Source organism: Viridibacillus sp. FSL R5-0888 (genome assembly GCF_038009105.1).
GTDB classification, from domain to species: Bacteria; Bacillota; Bacilli; order Bacillales_A; family Planococcaceae; genus Viridibacillus; species Viridibacillus arenosi.
The window spans coordinates 3925352-3940701 of sequence record NZ_JBBPAU010000001.1 but is presented as its reverse complement, the minus strand read 5'-3'; the positions used below and the strand labels follow the sequence as shown (position 1 = coordinate 3940701).

Genomic DNA, 15350 nt, shown 5'->3' with positions numbered 1-15350 from the left:
GTAAGAGCTAGCTGATTTGAAATCTTAAAGTCGTGAGAAAAAGATAAAGTTTATACTAATTAATGAGGTAATCTTAACTAAAATAAATGAATTTTTAAAGTAATGTATAAAACCCACCCGAAATGCCTAATACTATACCAACTCCCCATTGGAATGTAAAAATTCCATCCTTAAAAAACCACCCTCCCCCGGGTGGTTTTTTATTTTGCCTCTAATCTTGCCTTCATTTCTTTGAAAGAATAAAACAATAAATGTTTTTGTAATCCTCTTACTTTTGCGGTGGCTGCATGTGCTTCTTTTTCGAATGTCTGGAAATCATGCTGTTCATAGGCGATCAAACCCTCAATGGCGTGTGGCATCCATTCTTTTTTTAGGTTTGGGATGAGCGATTTTGCTGCCTCGAAGTTACCGAGTAAAGTTTCAATATGTGCGATAGTGTAGCTACGAATAGGTTCTTTTTGAAGTTGCTTCGCTTCTACTAAAGCAAGTTCGAAATCTTTGTCCAGAGTAGCTAGCAAAGAACGGTAGTTGTGTTGAACATCTTGTTTTTTATAACTGCTTAGTATTTTTTGTACGCTTATTTTTTGCTCGGTTACTGTTTCATGTGCAACCGCGTATGGGTAGGCAAATACGGGTTTTGTTTTATGCTTTGTTATAAAGCGGTCCATTTTACTAATGTTGTTAGACCAAAACAAAGTGTTGAGGTATGGGAACATTGTGAGAGCGAAGACATACATAAATAGTAAGAGAAATACTACGACTATAGGTAAGTCCATTATAAGTAGGAATGTGCAGCTGATGATGGCGACCAAATAAATAAAAGTTAGTTTAAATAAATGCATCGATTCCACTCCTTTTGTTTATTATAAAATAAACAATGAATAATTGTATTGTAAACAAACTGTCCTTTGTGTGAAAACGATTATTGTGTTTTAGAAACATACATTGTATAATCTAATTATTAAAAACATTGATAAATCAACGTATTATTGTTGTTATTTGTATTTTCTAGAAATACATTTGTAACACTCGGGAGAATGTGTTTTCTGTAAATACAAATGTTTATTGGGTGAGGAGGATTTTTAAATGAAAAAAATTATGATAACCGGTGCGTGCGGTCAAATAGGGTCAGAGTTAGTATCTAAGCTGCGCGAAACATATGGAACGGAAAATGTTTTAGCAACAGATATTCGCAAACCGGATACACAAAAGGGACCTTTTGAAACACTGGATGTTATGGATGCTGGTCGCATGAATGATATGGCGAAGGATTTTGGAGCAGATACTTTAATGCACATGGCTGCATTATTATCAGCAACTGCAGAATCTAAACCGTTATTTGCTTGGAATTTGAATATGGGTGGACTTGTTAATGCTTTAGAAGTTGCGCGTGAACAAAATCTGCAGTTTTTCACACCGAGTTCAATCGGTGCATTTGGACCTTCTACGCCCAAAAATAATACACCACAAGATACGTTGCAACGCCCTACTACGATGTATGGTGTAAACAAAGTAGCGGGTGAACTATTATGTGATTACTATTACCAACGCTTTGGTGTAGATACTCGTGGAGTACGTTTCCCAGGATTAATTTCTTACGCAACTCCTCCTGGTGGTGGTACAACAGATTATGCGGTTGATATATACTATAAAGCGATTTCTGAAGGGAAGTATACTTCATATATCGCACAGGGCTCATACATGGATATGATGTATATGCCAGACGCGTTGCAAGCTATTGTAGATTTGATGGAAGCAGATCCTACGAAGTTGATACATCGCAATGCGTTCAATGTGACAGCTATGAGTTTTGAACCTGAAGAAATTGCGGCATCAATCCGCAAACATATCCCTAATTTTAAAATGGCTTATGAAGTGGACCCAGTACGTCAAGCCATTGCAGATAGTTGGCCAAATTCTATTGATGCAAGTGCTGCAAAAGAAGAATGGGGCTTTAAAGCAAAATATGACTTAGATGCAATGACAGCAGATATGTTAAAAAAGTTAAAAGAGAAAGAAACTAAAACTGCTTAATGGATAGGCATTAATAGAGCCGTACCTTCTTAATTGAAGGTACGGTTTTTTTATTGGAGAAGATAAGTATTTTAATAGATAGAACTGCATATTGTAATGAGATGATAGATTTAAGAATATTCTCTTTTAATTAATATTTTTCTCAAAAATATTCCATTTTAATAGTTTCATAATAGCGCTTACATGTATAATTGTGTAAAATGTATTTATTGGAAAAGTTTGAATATTTATGTTTTGAAAAGATAATCTATAGATTTGACTATTCTATTAGTATTAAATAGCATCATGAAATTTTGGATGCTACAAAAATTGACTTGTCAGATAAAAAATGAGGGAATCGCCTTAGGTATTATCGAGTCAAAGGATAATCGAACTTTAAGTGAGCAAATGTATTAAAGCTTCAATAGCAATAGTAAGAGGTTAGCGGCAAATAAGGTTCTGAAGAAAGTTTTATACACACAAGTGTTACCCCGCAATGCTTCTAGGATACAGGTGGCTATGTTATATGGAAGTAATAAGGTTGATAAAAGCTTCCGAGACAGCCATAGTAGCATCTATTTACGCAGATACAAATGAAGTCATGAAAATGATTATTGCAAAGAATCTCGGTTTATAAGCATTTGTTTTTAAATAAAATCATATTACTTAATTAAAGGGGAGTTGGATGAGTATGATGCAAACGCCATTAGTACTAACTGATTTTGTGAAACGTGCAGAGAGATATTTTCCGAAAAAATTAATCATTTCTAGAACGAGTGAAACGATGATTCACCGTATTACTTATAAAGAGTTTGGACAGCGGACACGAAAATTATCTGAAGCATTAACGAAATTGGGGATGAAAAAAGGTACAAAAGTAGGCTCATTAGCGTGGAATCATCACCGCCATTTAGAAGCATACTTCGGTGTACCATGTGCAGGAGCAGTACTCCATATGATCAATATTCGCCTATCACCAGAGCATATAGTATATATTATTAACCATGCTGAAGATGAAATTTTACTTGTAGATAGCGATATTTTCCCGTTAATTGCTCAAGCTGCACCTTTACTAAAAACGGTGAAACATTTCGTTGTTATGCAAGATGGAACAGACTTACCTGAAACTAACTTAGAAAACGTTCATTCTTATGAAAAACTGCTAGAAGAGGCATCAGATTCCTATGAATTCCCTGATGATTTAGATGAAAATATGCCGGCCGGAATGTGTTACACAAGTGCCACAACAGGCTTCCCAAAAGGTGTTGTTTACACGCACCGTAGTTTAGTACTACACAGCTTAGCACTTGGTTTAGCAGATTCACTTGGTATTCGCGAGAGCGATGTAGCTATGCCAGTCGTACCGATGTTTCATGTAAATGCCTGGGGTATGCCATTTGCAGCAGTAAATTTTGGCACAACACAAGTATTGCCAGGCCCAATGTTCAACCCACAGCTCTTACTCGATTTAATCGAACAAGAAAAAGTGACATTAACAGCAGGTGTACCGACAATTTGGCTTGGTGTGTTAAACGAACAAGAGCAAAATCCACGAGATTTATCGTCATTACGTGCCATAGTTTGTGGTGGATCAGCTTCACCAAAAGGTCTAATCCGTGCTTTCGAAGAAAAATACAAAGTACCATTTATCGTTGGTTACGGTATGACTGAAACTACGCCGATTGTAAGTCTTTCCACGTACACAACGGAAATGGAGAACTGGTCTGCAGAAGAGAAACTTAATATTCGTGCAACACAAGGATTGACGACAACTCTTGTTGAAACACGTGTTGTCAACGAAAATGGAGAAGTGCCTTGGGATGGTAAGACTATGGGTGAGTTAACTGTTCGAGGCCCCTGGATTGCAGATGAATATTATAAGGATGACCGCACGGAAGAAGCGTTTAAAGGCGGTTGGCTATACACAGGTGATATTGCTGTCATAACACCAGAGGGGTATCTCAAAATTACAGACCGAACAAAAGATTTAATTAAGAGCGGTGGAGAGTGGATTTCATCTGTAGATTTAGAAAATGCACTCATGACACATGAGGCTGTATTTGAAGCGGCTGTAATCGCAGTTCCAGACGAAAAGTGGCAAGAACGTCCACTAGCTTGTGTTGTCTTGAAAGAAGGTAGTAGTGCAACGAAGGAAGAGCTTCTTTCGTATTTAGAAGGGCAATTTGCAAAGTGGTGGGTACCAGATCATGTTGTCTTTTTAAAAGAAATCCCAAAAACATCCGTCGGCAAATTCTTAAAGGCAAAATTGCGTGATGAAGTGAAGGATTACCAATTATAAAAACAAAGAGAGAGTCTTCATTAGGGACTCTCTCTTTGTTTTTGGTCTGAAAAATTTTATTGTGAGCGTAAAACAAAAAACCACCCATCCGCAAAAATGCGACTAGGTGGTTATAATATTAATCTTCAATTAGCTTACTAAAGTTAATACGCTTGTTCAGTGCTAGCATAATCGGAATACCAAGTCCCATCACAACTAATTCACCGACAGCAACTGTTAGCCAAGTATATAGAAACGGTAGCTGGAATGCGAGATTCAATTCGATGGCAATTAAGAACATCGTAAATGTAAATACAAGTGTACCGAAAATCATTTGCTTAACATGTCCTTTAATAAAACGTTTCGCAAAGATTGTGATGCTTAAGGCTAAGACAGATTGACCAAGGCCAAAGATTAAATCATACATACCAAGTGGTGAAAATAGATTTGTAATCAATACACCGATCACGATACCTACAAAAAATTTCTTGTTGAAGACAACAAGATGATTGAACACCTCAGCAATACGGAACTGTATAGCACCGAATGCGAGTGGGGCAATTAGCATAGACACAGCTATATAAAGCGCTGCGATAATTCCGCTAGTAGCCAAAGATTTTACTTTCATTATTCATTTCCCCCTAGTTTTTTTTCGTGGGATGGTTACGAACCACGTTATAAAAAGTCTACACTACACCCTATCATAGCGAATTTAAATTGTACATGTATAAATTAACCTTTCACTACAACTTTTATATTCAAATTTAAGCTAAGTAAATCAATAAAAAAACAATAGATTCCATATTTTTCGGATACCTATTGTAGAATTTTTTTCATGAATCAAGATGTAAATTGTTTATAACCCTCTAAAAACAATGGGGATTTTAAAGAGACGTTCTCCACAATGACATGGCTAAATGGAAAATTCAAAGTCGTTTATTATGTATTTTAAGTTTTATGCCATTACTTATTATTGGCCACTTCAACATCTATAATACCCAAAAATTATGATGAAAGAATGAAAAGGGTGGATGTATCTTCCTTTTATATCCTACTATTCTATAGTATAGTAGTGGTGATATTGATAATCATTATCATTATTGTTATGTAAGTTGTTAATGAAGGAAATAGGTAAGTTTTCTTTTACTAGTAAAGCATAGGAGGAACAGTTTGTTGATCAAAAGTGGAAAATACATAAAGTTAATCAATGTTCTAAAAGATATAAAAATAACAGAAATAAAGCCTAAGAATGTATTGATATTTAATACTATTAAGTCACCTACTCTCATTTTAGTAGTAAAAGGAGAAGCTGAAGCAAACTTAAATGAGCTACAGTCTTCAATAGTGGAGGGGAATCTTATTAGCATACATCCTGGATCTCTTCTACGTTTAAAAAATAGTTTATCTGATGATGTTTTTGAATATTATCAAATGACACTAGAGCAATATGAATTGACCAGTATTTTGGACAGTGAATTAAAATATCATCTTCAATATAATAATCTACCTCAAAATGGATTTCTAACAGAAAAACTCCCTCATAGAGCTTTTATGATTATGAAAGAATTAATGGATTGTTTTTCGTCAATGGAAGAGGATGATCGAATTCATTATTTATTAAAAGAATTCTTAGAGCTCTACTTTTCTACAGATACTAGATATCCGAGTACAGTATTTAGCTCTACTTGTGCTTATATAGACGAGCATTTTCATGAAAAGATAACGCGTACTTTTATAGCTGAAATGATTGGTTATAATCCACGCTATTTTTCGGCATTTTTCAAAAAACAAATGGGTTGGAATTTTTCTGATTATTTGGCATACGTAAGGGTGAATAAAGCAAAGGAATATTTACTTACTAGCGATTCGCCCTTAAACGATATTGCTTATAAAGTTGGATATGCTGATGGTAGTTCGCTTAGTAAAAAATTTAAAAGTTTGGTAGGCATGTCACCAAGTGATTTTCGATTAAAACGTAAGCCAGAGAGAATTATAGCGTTACAATTTTTAGGAGATATGCTTGCGTTAGGAATTAAACCAATAGCATCTACAGCTGAAGTCTTAAATGATTCGCAACTTCTACAAGCTGAGTTAAACGGTGTTATTGATGTAGGAAAAGTCCCTTTAGATGAACTCGCTGCAGATTTAATCATTGTCCCAACTTATTACTATTATGCTAACCCGGAAAGGATAGGGCAAATGGAGAAAATTGCACCTGTTTTTATGGTTAATTGGGGAAACAGTGATTTACTAAAGGAGTTACGTTTTTTTGGAGAGCTTCTTGGGAGAGAGAAACAGGCAGAGGATTGGATAATAGCATTTAAAGAAAAGGTGCAGCAGTCTAAACGAAGAATTGAACAGGTAAAAAAACAAAATGAAACAGTAGCATTATATGAGTTTTGGGACGATCAATACATAAGAATATGGGATCGAACAGCTAGAGCGGCCTATAATTTGTACGACATGCTTGAATTAGCAGCACCAGAACGAGTTCAGAGAGAAGTGTTGGATGCTCAAAACCATTTAGTGATTCCAGAGGATCGTTTACCAGAATATGCAGCAGATCATATGTTTATCATTGCATGTGAAAAAAGTGGATATTTGCATAGAGTGAAAAAAACAATAGAAAATCACCCCATTTGGAGTTCAATCCCTGCTGTTCAAAAACAGCAGATTTATTTTTTGAAGCAAGAAGAATTTAGATTTTGTGAAGCATATGCATTGGAAAAACAATTAGAGATTCAAGTGAGACACTTGTTAAAGGAAAAAGAGGACTGACTATCTAACATATGAAAATACTGACTTATTGACATCGACTATAAATATGTAAACTGATATCCTAAATGAGAATGATAATCATTAACAGGAGGATAAAGATGTTAAAAAATAAATCAATTTTCTTGTTTTGTTTACTATTAATCATGTTTTCAATTGTTATGGTTGCGTGTAACAAAACCGAAGATAGTACAAGTAAACAACAAAATAATGAGAATAAAGAGGAAAAGGCAACAAGGGTTGTAAAAACTATACATGGAGATATTGAAATACCATCCAAACCAAAAAGAATCGTTGTAGATGGCTATTTACCAACCTTGCTTTTATTAGATGAAAAACCAGTAGGAGCAACTGATTCGGATCTTGAAAATATCCATATTCAAAATTTAGTCACCGGAATTGACAGTATCGGGGAAAACTCTAAAGAAAAAATATTAGAGTTGAATCCAGATTTAATAATAAGTGCCAACTCTGAAAATAGCGCGTTTGAAGATTTTTCGAAGATAGCACCTACAATAATAATTCCTTATGAAACTTACAAAGATGCTCATGAGGAAGTAACAGCATTTGGAGAAATGCTTGGAAAGGAAAAGCAAGCACAAGAATGGCTTGCTTCATTTGATACAAAAATTGAAGAACAGCGAGAGAAAATTAAAAAAGTAATAAGTGCCAATAAAACTGTTTCAATCTTTGGTGCTTATAATAAGGACTTCTACATATACGGAGATGGTATTTATAGGGGTGGACAGGCAATATACAAGCAACTTCAACTCACACCACCTGAAAAAATAAAAAAAGAACTGATCGAAACAGGCGATACATTTAAACAAATATCGTTTGAGGCTTTAAATGATTATGCAGGTGACTATATCTTTTTGGATCAATCATATGGTGGCAAATTGGACAAGAAAAATAGTATGTGGAATTCAATGGATGCAGTAAAAAACGACCGAGTTTTTGATCTTGATCCTAAGAGATTTTGGCCATATGACCCTATCTCAGTATTAGCTCAGTCTGAAGAAATAGCTGATTTACTAGTATCGAAGAATCAGGAAAAGTAAGACAATATTAATTTTATTTCCATTGATGAGAGGCTTTGCCTGGAGCAGTTTGATATAGTGGAGTCTCTCTTTTTATCTCAATAGCTAATAAGAGTTCATTTGAATTTTCGTGTTCGTTATCATATCCATTGAACAATATATGGATTTGGCATAAAGAAAAATATTGCTGAGTAGGGGTGTATTTAACAATGTTAAAGCGATTTTTTTCCTATTATAAACCGTATAAAGGTTTGTTTATATTGGATTTTTCTTGCGCAATCATTGCAGCGTTATTGGAGCTTGCTTTTCCATTAGCCGTAAATCGCGTAGTAGATGATTTATTGCCATCAGGAAACTTGGCGTTTATCTTATGGGCGTGTGTCGGATTATTTGCAATTTATATCGTCAGTTCAGCCCTTCACTATGTAGTTACTTACTGGGGACATAAGCTTGGTGTGAATATTGAAACAGATATGCGTAAGGAGTTATTTACACATATTCAAAAGCAACCATTTAGATTTTTTGATAACAATAAAACAGGTCATTTAGTTTCACGGATGACAAATGATTTAATGGATATCGGAGAAATTGCCCATCATGGGCCAGAAGATTTGTTTATAGCACTGATGACATTAACGGGTGCGTTTGGTTTAATGCTATCAATTAATTGGAAATTAGCTATTCTGACATTTATCATCATTCCACTGATCATCTATTTATCATTGTACTTTAGCCGGAAAATGTCTCGGGCATTCGATCGAATGTTTGCTGATATAGCTGACTTCAATGCAAGAGTAGAAAATAATGTGAGTGGTATGCGAGTGGTACAGGCTTTTACAAATGAAGATCATGAAATTGCTCAGTTCACAGAAAATAACAGTCGCTTTCGTAATACAAAATTGATTGCTTATAGAATAATGGCTTGGAATTCATCTATTAGTTACATTCTTATGAAAGTTGTTTCCATTTTCGTTCTATTATGTGGAACTTGGTTTGTTATACAAGGGAATATGTCATATGGAGAGTTTATCGCCTTTGTACTTCTGTCAAATGTATTTCTTCAGCCGATTCAACAAATAAATTCAGTAATTGAAATGTATCCAAAGGGTATTGCTGGTTTTAGACGTTACTTAGATTTACTTGAAACAGAACCGGAGATTGCAGATGCTTCAGAAGCAGAAGATGTCACACAACTACAAGGGAATATTAACTATCAAAATGTATCATTTGGTTATGAAAATAAAGAAAATGTGCTAGAGAAGATTAATTTATCAATCCGTGCAGGTGAAACGGTAGCACTTGTAGGTCCATCTGGTGCAGGTAAAACAACGATTTGTAGCTTACTACCTCGTTTTTACGATGTCAAAAACGGCAAAATTACGATTGATGACATTGATACGAAGAAAATGACTTTAGAATCTCTTCGATCGCATATAGGGGTAGTTCAGCAAGATGTTTTCCTTTTTGATGGAACGATTCGTGAAAATATTGCCTATGGTAAATTAGGAGCTTCAGAAGAGGAAATTTGGGAGGCGGCCAAAAAAGCACAGCTTGAAGATATTATCCTTTCCCAATCAAATGGACTAGACACAATGATTGGTGAAAGAGGGGCCAAGCTATCTGGAGGGCAAAAGCAACGTCTTTCAATTGCTCGTATGTTTCTGAAAAATCCATCTATTCTTATTTTGGATGAAGCCACTTCTGCACTTGATACGGAGACAGAAATCGCTATTCAGAAAGCTCTAGCCAATCTATCGAAAGGACGTACAACGCTTGTTATTGCCCATCGTCTAGCAACGATAAAAAATGCTGATCGTATTATTGTTGTAACGGAAGAGGGTATCAAGGAACAAGGGAATCATAGTGAATTATTGGAGATGAAAGGTGCATACAGCAGACTCCATGAAGCACAATTTGGCTATTAAAATTGAAATAATATGTAGGCGATATAGTAAATACAAACTTAGAATTACGCGGATAGAGGGGAATATTATAATGTTCAATAAATTGAACTTAAAGGTAATTTTGCTGATGGTACTTAGTTTGATGCTTATTTTAACAGGATGTGGAGCGACTAAGAGTAATAAAGCACAAGAAGAACAAAAAAATGAAAACGTACAAGCTGAAACGGGAACTCGTACGATTACTGACGATATCGGTCGTAAAGTTGAAGTGCCAAATAAGCCTGAACGAATAGTGACGGATTGGTATTTAGGACAATTGCTAGCACTTGATGTCATGCCAGTAGGAGCTGTTATGGCAAACCTGGATTATGCAGCATATTTGAAAGACTATTATAAAGAAGATGCAATTGAAAATATTGGTGATGGTGAAGCGTCTTTAGAAAAAGTTATGGAATTAAATCCTGATTTAATTATTACATGGGATAAAGAAGCAGTTGAAAAATACGAAAAAATAGCTCCAACAATTGTTTTTTCAGATACTAATTATAAATCTATTCACGAAGAAATCAAAGCAATGGGGGAATACCTTGGACGTACCGATAAAGCGGAGCAATTTCTTGGAGATTTTGATAAACGTATTGCAGTAGCTAAAGAAAAAATTAACAAAGTAATCAGCAAAGATTCTACCTTTACTATTTTCGATTTAGGGAAAAAGAACCTTTCAGTTATTGCTCCGAACGGTGTTGTTGGAGGACGAGCATTATATGAAACATTAGGAATGACACCTCCACCAAAAGTAAAAGAGTTGTTTGATACGAAAGAAGCGGATGGCAGCCGTTACGAAATATCATATGAAGTTGTAAATGACTATGTAGGAGATTATGTAATAGAGATGAACTACTTTAATAAGGGCGGTTCATTACCAGCGACATGGACAAATCTTGATGCAGTTAAAGAGGGAGAAGTAATTAGTTTAGCGCCCGAATATTACTTCGCTTCTGATCCCGTTTCAGTACTGCACCAAGCTGAAGATTTAGCAACTAAAATTGAGAAATTAACTAAGGAAAAAAAATAGTGTAGTAGTAAATAATCTCAATTATAAAAAGAAAATTATATTTTATATCGCTAGAATTTAGTGTTTGATAGAGTTTGCATTATTAAGTAACTAACAGGATGTAATAGACAAGGGGATATTAATTTGTATATACAACAATACCGCAATCGAAATTGGAAATTAGGAATAGTAGTAACCCTATTTGTATTAATGGTTTTAGCCCTATCTGCTTGTAGTAGTACAAATAATGATAAAACAGTAGAAGATACAACTAAGAGTTCAGATGTTAAAGAGAGTAAAACAACAAAAACAATAAGTACAATAAATGGAGAAATAGAGATTCCTACACAACCAAAACGCATTGTGGCAGAAGAATATTTAGGTAGTTTAATCGCTCTAGATGTTATTCCTGTTGGAGCACCCGAATTGACACTTAAAAACTATTATTTCAAAGATAAATTAAAAGGTGTTTCTGATACAGGAGTTTATGGGAAACCATCTGCAGAAAACATACTAGCAATGAATCCTGATCTAATTATTACCGGGAACAATGAAAGCTACAAGATTTTAAGCAAAATTGCCCCTACAATTGTTATTCCTTATGGTGATTTAAAAAATGCTCACGAGGAGTTAACTTATTTTGGGGAGCTATTAAATAAGGAAGATGAAGCAAAAGTTTGGTTAGAAAAATACGACCAACAGATTGCAGATGCTAAAGCCAAGGTAGACGCAGCTATTAAAGAAGATAGCAGCTTCTCAATTATGGAAGACGCAGGAAAGGTGACATATGTGTACGGTGACAATTTTGGTCGTGGCGGCCAGGCAGTCTATCAAGCTTTTGGAAGGAAACCTCCAAAGAGTATTGCTGAAGAAATTATGAAGAAGCAATGGGCAGAGCTTTCAGAGGAAATGATACCAGAATACGCTGGTGACTATATTATCATGACTTCCAACGGTCGAACAGTTGAAGATTTTAAGAAAGATCCAATTTGGGGCAGTTTGGAAGCGGTTAAGAACGACCGTCTATATATTTGGCCAGAAGAACGCTCTTGGTATTATGATCCCATTGCAACACTTGCACAAGTTCAAGAACTGACTAATTGGCTTACTAATCTTAAACAATAGAAAAGGGTGGTCCCTGCCTACTTAATGGTGAGGGAACATCTTTCTTTTTATAGAAAACTTTTAAATTGATCATTATTCAGTAGTAGTTCGACAGGAATGTTTAAGCTAACGGAAAAATGTTGTAAATATTTTCAACATACTTTATACTGAAATAAATGACAATGATAATCATTATCAATTGAATTGTCATAAGGCAAAGGAAGGATGATAAAAAAATATGTCAGTTCTTACTGTTGATCATGTGGCAGTTGGGTATACAAACACTGTAATTATAGAAGAGTTAAGTGCCGCAATTCCTGAAAAAAAAATTACGACCATTATTGGTCCAAATGGATGTGGTAAATCAACGCTCTTAAAAGCAATAGCAAGGGTTTTAAAGACACAAAAGGGTGCAATTTTTCTAGATGGGCGTGCAATTCAACAAGTTTCCACAAAAGAAATTGCAAAGAAAATGGCAATCTTGCCACAAAGCGCCGAAGCACCATCAGGACTTACAATATTTGAATTAGTCTCATACGGCCGATTTCCACACCAAAGAGGCTTTGGTACATTAAGAAAAGAAGATTTACAACATATTCATTGGGCAATTGAGGTCACTGGATTAGGTGAGCTAAGAGATCGCCCCGTAGAAGCGTTATCAGGAGGACAACGACAGCGCGTATGGATTGCAATGGCCCTTGCACAAGATACGGAAATTTTAATATTGGATGAACCAACAACGTATTTGGACTTAGCCCATCAACTTGATATTCTCTTATTGCTTAAAAAGTTAAACGAAGAGGAAGGGAAAACGATTGTAATGGTACTGCATGATTTGAATCATGCATCACGTTTCTCGCATTATATGATTGCGATGAAGGACGGTAAGATTATTACAGAGGGAAAACCGGAAAAAGTAATGAAAAGTGAAAATTTAAAAGCAGTTTTTGATATTAATGCAATATTAATGACATGTCCTTTTAGCCAGAATCCAATTTGCTTATCTTATCAATTGAATAAAGAAACGGAATGCTTATTGCAAACTGTTGAATAAAAGTAAGGAGAAAGAAGATGTCAGATTCAGTAGAAGAATCAATAGATTTAAAGAAAGTATATAAGGGCTCACGTCCAATTATTGCAACTGTCATATTACTGGGTGGAACGATAGGCCTTTTATTCGCTATAGGATTATCAGTATCATTTGGTGCAGCAGATATTGATTTTGGAACTGTTTGGTCTGCTGTTTTTCAATTTAACCCCAATTTAACTACACACCAAATTATTCAAGATATAAGACTACCAAGAGTTCTTGGGGCAGGTTTAGTAGGAGCGTGTTTTGCTGTAGCAGGTTCTATTATGCAAGGAATGACACGAAACCCATTGGCTGACTCAGGTCTATTGGGATTAAATGCAGGTGCTGCTTTCATGCTTGCTATCTGCTTTGCTTTCTTTCCTGGCTTACCTTATATGTATATTATTTTATTTTCATTTTTTGGAGCAGCTTTAGGTGCTGGCATTGTTTATGGAGTGGGTTCTTTAGCAAAGGGTGGTTTAACACCTATGCGTCTTGTATTAGCAGGAGCAGCAGTCAGTGCTTTGCTCGGAGCGCTTAGTGAAGGAATTGCAATTTATTATCGCATTGGTCAAGATTTGGCGTTTTGGTATGCAGGTGGTGTTTCGGGTACAAAGTGGGAGCATCTTAAAGTTATGTCTCCTTGGATAATAGCAGCAATTATTGGTGCAATCATGCTGTCAAAATCAATCACTTTGCTTAGTCTAGGAGACGAAGTGGCGATTGGACTTGGACAACGAACAGGGAGGATAAAATTCTTTGGATCAGTTGTCGTATTAGTGTTGGCAGGTGCAGCCGTTTCAGTTGTAGGTGCCGTTGGATTTGTTGGATTAATTGTTCCTCACTTAACGCGTTTTCTTGTAGGAAGCGATTATCGTTGGATTGTACCTTGTTCAGCAATTTTAGGTAGTCTATTAGTTATACTAGCTGATTTTGCTGCGAGGATGATAAATCCACCTTATGAAACACCTATAGGAGCATTGATTGCTTTGATTGGCGTTCCATTCTTTCTTTACCTTGCTCGTAAAGGAGGAAAAGAGTTGTGACTGAGGAAAATTACATATCTGCTTATCAACAAAAAAAACATCGGAAGAATATCTTGCTTATTCTCACTATTTGTCTACTCATCATTATAATGTTCATGATAAGTATGGGTACAGGTTTTATAAGGCTTACCCCAATTGAATTAGTTCGAACATTATTTGGAATGGGGACGGATAAACAGAATATAATCTTGTTTGATTTCAGATTACCACGAATCGTTATCTCCATTTTAGTAGGGATGGCATTAGCTGTATCGGGGAGCATATTACAAGGAGTTTCAAGGAACGCATTAGCTGATCCAGGAATTTTAGGTATAAATTCAGGAGCAGGTTTAGCAGTCATGTTATTTATTTCGTTCTTTCCAACTACAACAGCAGCACCGGTTTTTTTTCTTCCTATATTAGCGTTTGTAGGTGCAGCAGCCACAGCTATTCTGATCTATGTACTTGCATATAAACGTGGTGAAGGAATTTCGCCTACAAGGCTATTGCTAACAGGTGTTGCAGTAGCGGCGGGTATTAGTGCGGCAATGATTGTATTGACATTGAGATTATCACCTGAAAACTACCAATTTGTTGCTATTTGGATGGCAGGTAGTATTTGGGGTTCTAACTGGAGCTTTGTATTGGCATTATTGCCTTGGATTCTTATTTTATTACCAATCGCTTATTCGAAGGCTCGTGTCTTAAATACATTTAATCTTGGAGAGATACCTGCTACGGGCCTTGGGCTAGCTATAGAAAAAGAGCGATTAATTTTACTAGCAATTGCAGTTGGCTTAGCTGGTGCAAGCGTATCTGTAAGTGGGGGAATTGGCTTTATTGGTTTAATTGCACCACATTTAGCACGACAACTAGTGGGTGCAAAACATCAGTATCTCTTACCGACAGCTGCTTTAATAGGTAGCCTTTTGTTAATAACTGCGGACACGATAGGTAGATGGATATTACAACCATCTGAAATTCCAGCTGGTATTGTCGTTGCAGTTATTGGAGCACCCTATTTCTTATATCTACTTGCAAGGTCAAAAGCATAGAGTGTGAATTTTGAATATTAAAAAATAATA

Annotated in this window: 12 protein-coding genes and 1 riboswitch; of the genes, 10 read left to right on the top strand and 2 right to left on the bottom strand. The window is 35.7% G+C overall.

Annotated features, from left to right (window positions below; genetic code table 11):
* Nucleotides 1–200: 200 nt before the first annotated feature.
* Nucleotides 201–842 carry a hypothetical protein gene (locus tag MKY02_RS19505; RefSeq protein ID WP_038180221.1) on the bottom strand — a complete coding sequence of 214 codons (642 nt, stop codon included), beginning with the start codon at nucleotides 840–842 and terminating at the stop codon, nucleotides 201–203.
* A 244-nt stretch (nucleotides 843–1086) separates the two neighbouring features.
* On the opposite strand from MKY02_RS19505, the gene MKY02_RS19500 reads away from it, so the two are divergent.
* Both MKY02_RS19500 and MKY02_RS19495 read left to right on the top strand, forming a co-directional pair.
* The gene (locus tag MKY02_RS19500) at nucleotides 1087–2034 is read left to right on the top strand and encodes an L-threonine 3-dehydrogenase (protein WP_038180220.1); all 948 of its coding nucleotides are present in this window, start codon (nucleotides 1087–1089) and stop codon (nucleotides 2032–2034) included.
* Between the two features lie 670 nt (nucleotides 2035–2704).
* On the top strand, nucleotides 2705–4312 hold the full coding sequence (locus MKY02_RS19495; protein ID WP_340709438.1) for a long-chain fatty acid--CoA ligase: 1608 nt from the start codon (nucleotides 2705–2707) through the stop codon (nucleotides 4310–4312).
* Between the two features lie 118 nt (nucleotides 4313–4430).
* On the opposite strand, the gene MKY02_RS19490 is transcribed toward MKY02_RS19495, so the two are convergent.
* Nucleotides 4431–4919: a QueT transporter family protein gene (locus tag MKY02_RS19490; RefSeq protein ID WP_038180218.1), complete on the bottom strand. Its 489-nt coding sequence runs from the start codon at nucleotides 4917–4919 to the stop codon at nucleotides 4431–4433.
* A 7-nt stretch (nucleotides 4920–4926) separates the two neighbouring features.
* A riboswitch (PreQ1 riboswitch) is annotated at nucleotides 4927–4971 on the bottom strand.
* A gap of 493 nt (nucleotides 4972–5464) precedes the next feature.
* Here MKY02_RS19490 and MKY02_RS19485 point away from each other — a divergent pair.
* From MKY02_RS19485 to MKY02_RS19450, 8 genes are all read left to right on the top strand, one after another.
* Nucleotides 5465–7069 (top strand): helix-turn-helix domain-containing protein, encoded by a 1605-nt coding sequence (locus tag MKY02_RS19485; protein WP_340711630.1) that lies wholly within the window; start codon nucleotides 5465–5467, stop codon nucleotides 7067–7069.
* Nucleotides 7070–7167: 98 nt separating this feature from the next.
* The gene (locus MKY02_RS19480) at nucleotides 7168–8127 is read left to right on the top strand and encodes an ABC transporter substrate-binding protein (protein ID WP_340711629.1); all 960 of its coding nucleotides are present in this window, start codon (nucleotides 7168–7170) and stop codon (nucleotides 8125–8127) included.
* A gap of 188 nt (nucleotides 8128–8315) precedes the next feature.
* Nucleotides 8316–10031 carry an ABC transporter ATP-binding protein gene (locus MKY02_RS19475; RefSeq protein ID WP_038180214.1) on the top strand — a complete coding sequence of 572 codons (1716 nt, stop codon included), beginning with the start codon at nucleotides 8316–8318 and terminating at the stop codon, nucleotides 10029–10031.
* A 70-nt stretch (nucleotides 10032–10101) separates the two neighbouring features.
* Nucleotides 10102–11085 (top strand): ABC transporter substrate-binding protein, encoded by a 984-nt coding sequence (locus MKY02_RS19470; protein ID WP_340711628.1) that lies wholly within the window; start codon nucleotides 10102–10104, stop codon nucleotides 11083–11085.
* Between the two features lie 123 nt (nucleotides 11086–11208).
* Complete coding sequence (locus tag MKY02_RS19465) at nucleotides 11209–12189, top strand: ABC transporter substrate-binding protein (protein ID WP_327192109.1); 981 nt, start codon at nucleotides 11209–11211, stop codon at nucleotides 12187–12189.
* A gap of 217 nt (nucleotides 12190–12406) precedes the next feature.
* Complete coding sequence (locus MKY02_RS19460; protein WP_038180211.1) at nucleotides 12407–13222, top strand: ABC transporter ATP-binding protein; 816 nt, start codon at nucleotides 12407–12409, stop codon at nucleotides 13220–13222.
* A 17-nt stretch (nucleotides 13223–13239) separates the two neighbouring features.
* Nucleotides 13240–14286, top strand: a complete 1047-nt coding sequence (locus tag MKY02_RS19455) for a FecCD family ABC transporter permease (RefSeq protein WP_038180208.1) — start codon at nucleotides 13240–13242, stop codon at nucleotides 14284–14286.
* A 50-nt stretch (nucleotides 14287–14336) separates the two neighbouring features.
* Nucleotides 14337–15320 carry a FecCD family ABC transporter permease gene (locus tag MKY02_RS19450; RefSeq protein ID WP_445329622.1) on the top strand — a complete coding sequence of 328 codons (984 nt, stop codon included), beginning with the start codon at nucleotides 14337–14339 and terminating at the stop codon, nucleotides 15318–15320.
* Nucleotides 15321–15350: the final 30 nt, after the last annotated feature.

Excerpts from the sequence above, each read along its gene's own strand:
- MKY02_RS19480 (WP_340711629.1), top strand. The coding sequence starts at position 7,168 with ATGTTAAAAAATAAATCAATTTTCTTGTTTTGTTTACTATTAATCATG.
- MKY02_RS19500 (WP_038180220.1), top strand. The coding sequence starts at position 1,087 with ATGAAAAAAATTATGATAACCGGTGCGTGCGGTCAAATAGGGTCAGAG.
- MKY02_RS19455 (WP_038180208.1), top strand. The coding sequence starts at position 13,240 with ATGTCAGATTCAGTAGAAGAATCAATAGATTTAAAGAAAGTATATAAG.
- MKY02_RS19495 (WP_340709438.1), top strand. The coding sequence starts at position 2,705 with ATGATGCAAACGCCATTAGTACTAACTGATTTTGTGAAACGTGCAGAG.
- MKY02_RS19490 (WP_038180218.1), bottom strand. The coding sequence starts at position 4,919 with ATGAAAGTAAAATCTTTGGCTACTAGCGGAATTATCGCAGCGCTTTAT.
- MKY02_RS19475 (WP_038180214.1), top strand. The coding sequence starts at position 8,316 with ATGTTAAAGCGATTTTTTTCCTATTATAAACCGTATAAAGGTTTGTTT.
- MKY02_RS19470 (WP_340711628.1), top strand. The coding sequence starts at position 10,102 with ATGTTCAATAAATTGAACTTAAAGGTAATTTTGCTGATGGTACTTAGT.
- MKY02_RS19460 (WP_038180211.1), top strand. The coding sequence starts at position 12,407 with ATGTCAGTTCTTACTGTTGATCATGTGGCAGTTGGGTATACAAACACT.
- MKY02_RS19505 (WP_038180221.1), bottom strand. The coding sequence starts at position 842 with ATGCATTTATTTAAACTAACTTTTATTTATTTGGTCGCCATCATCAGC.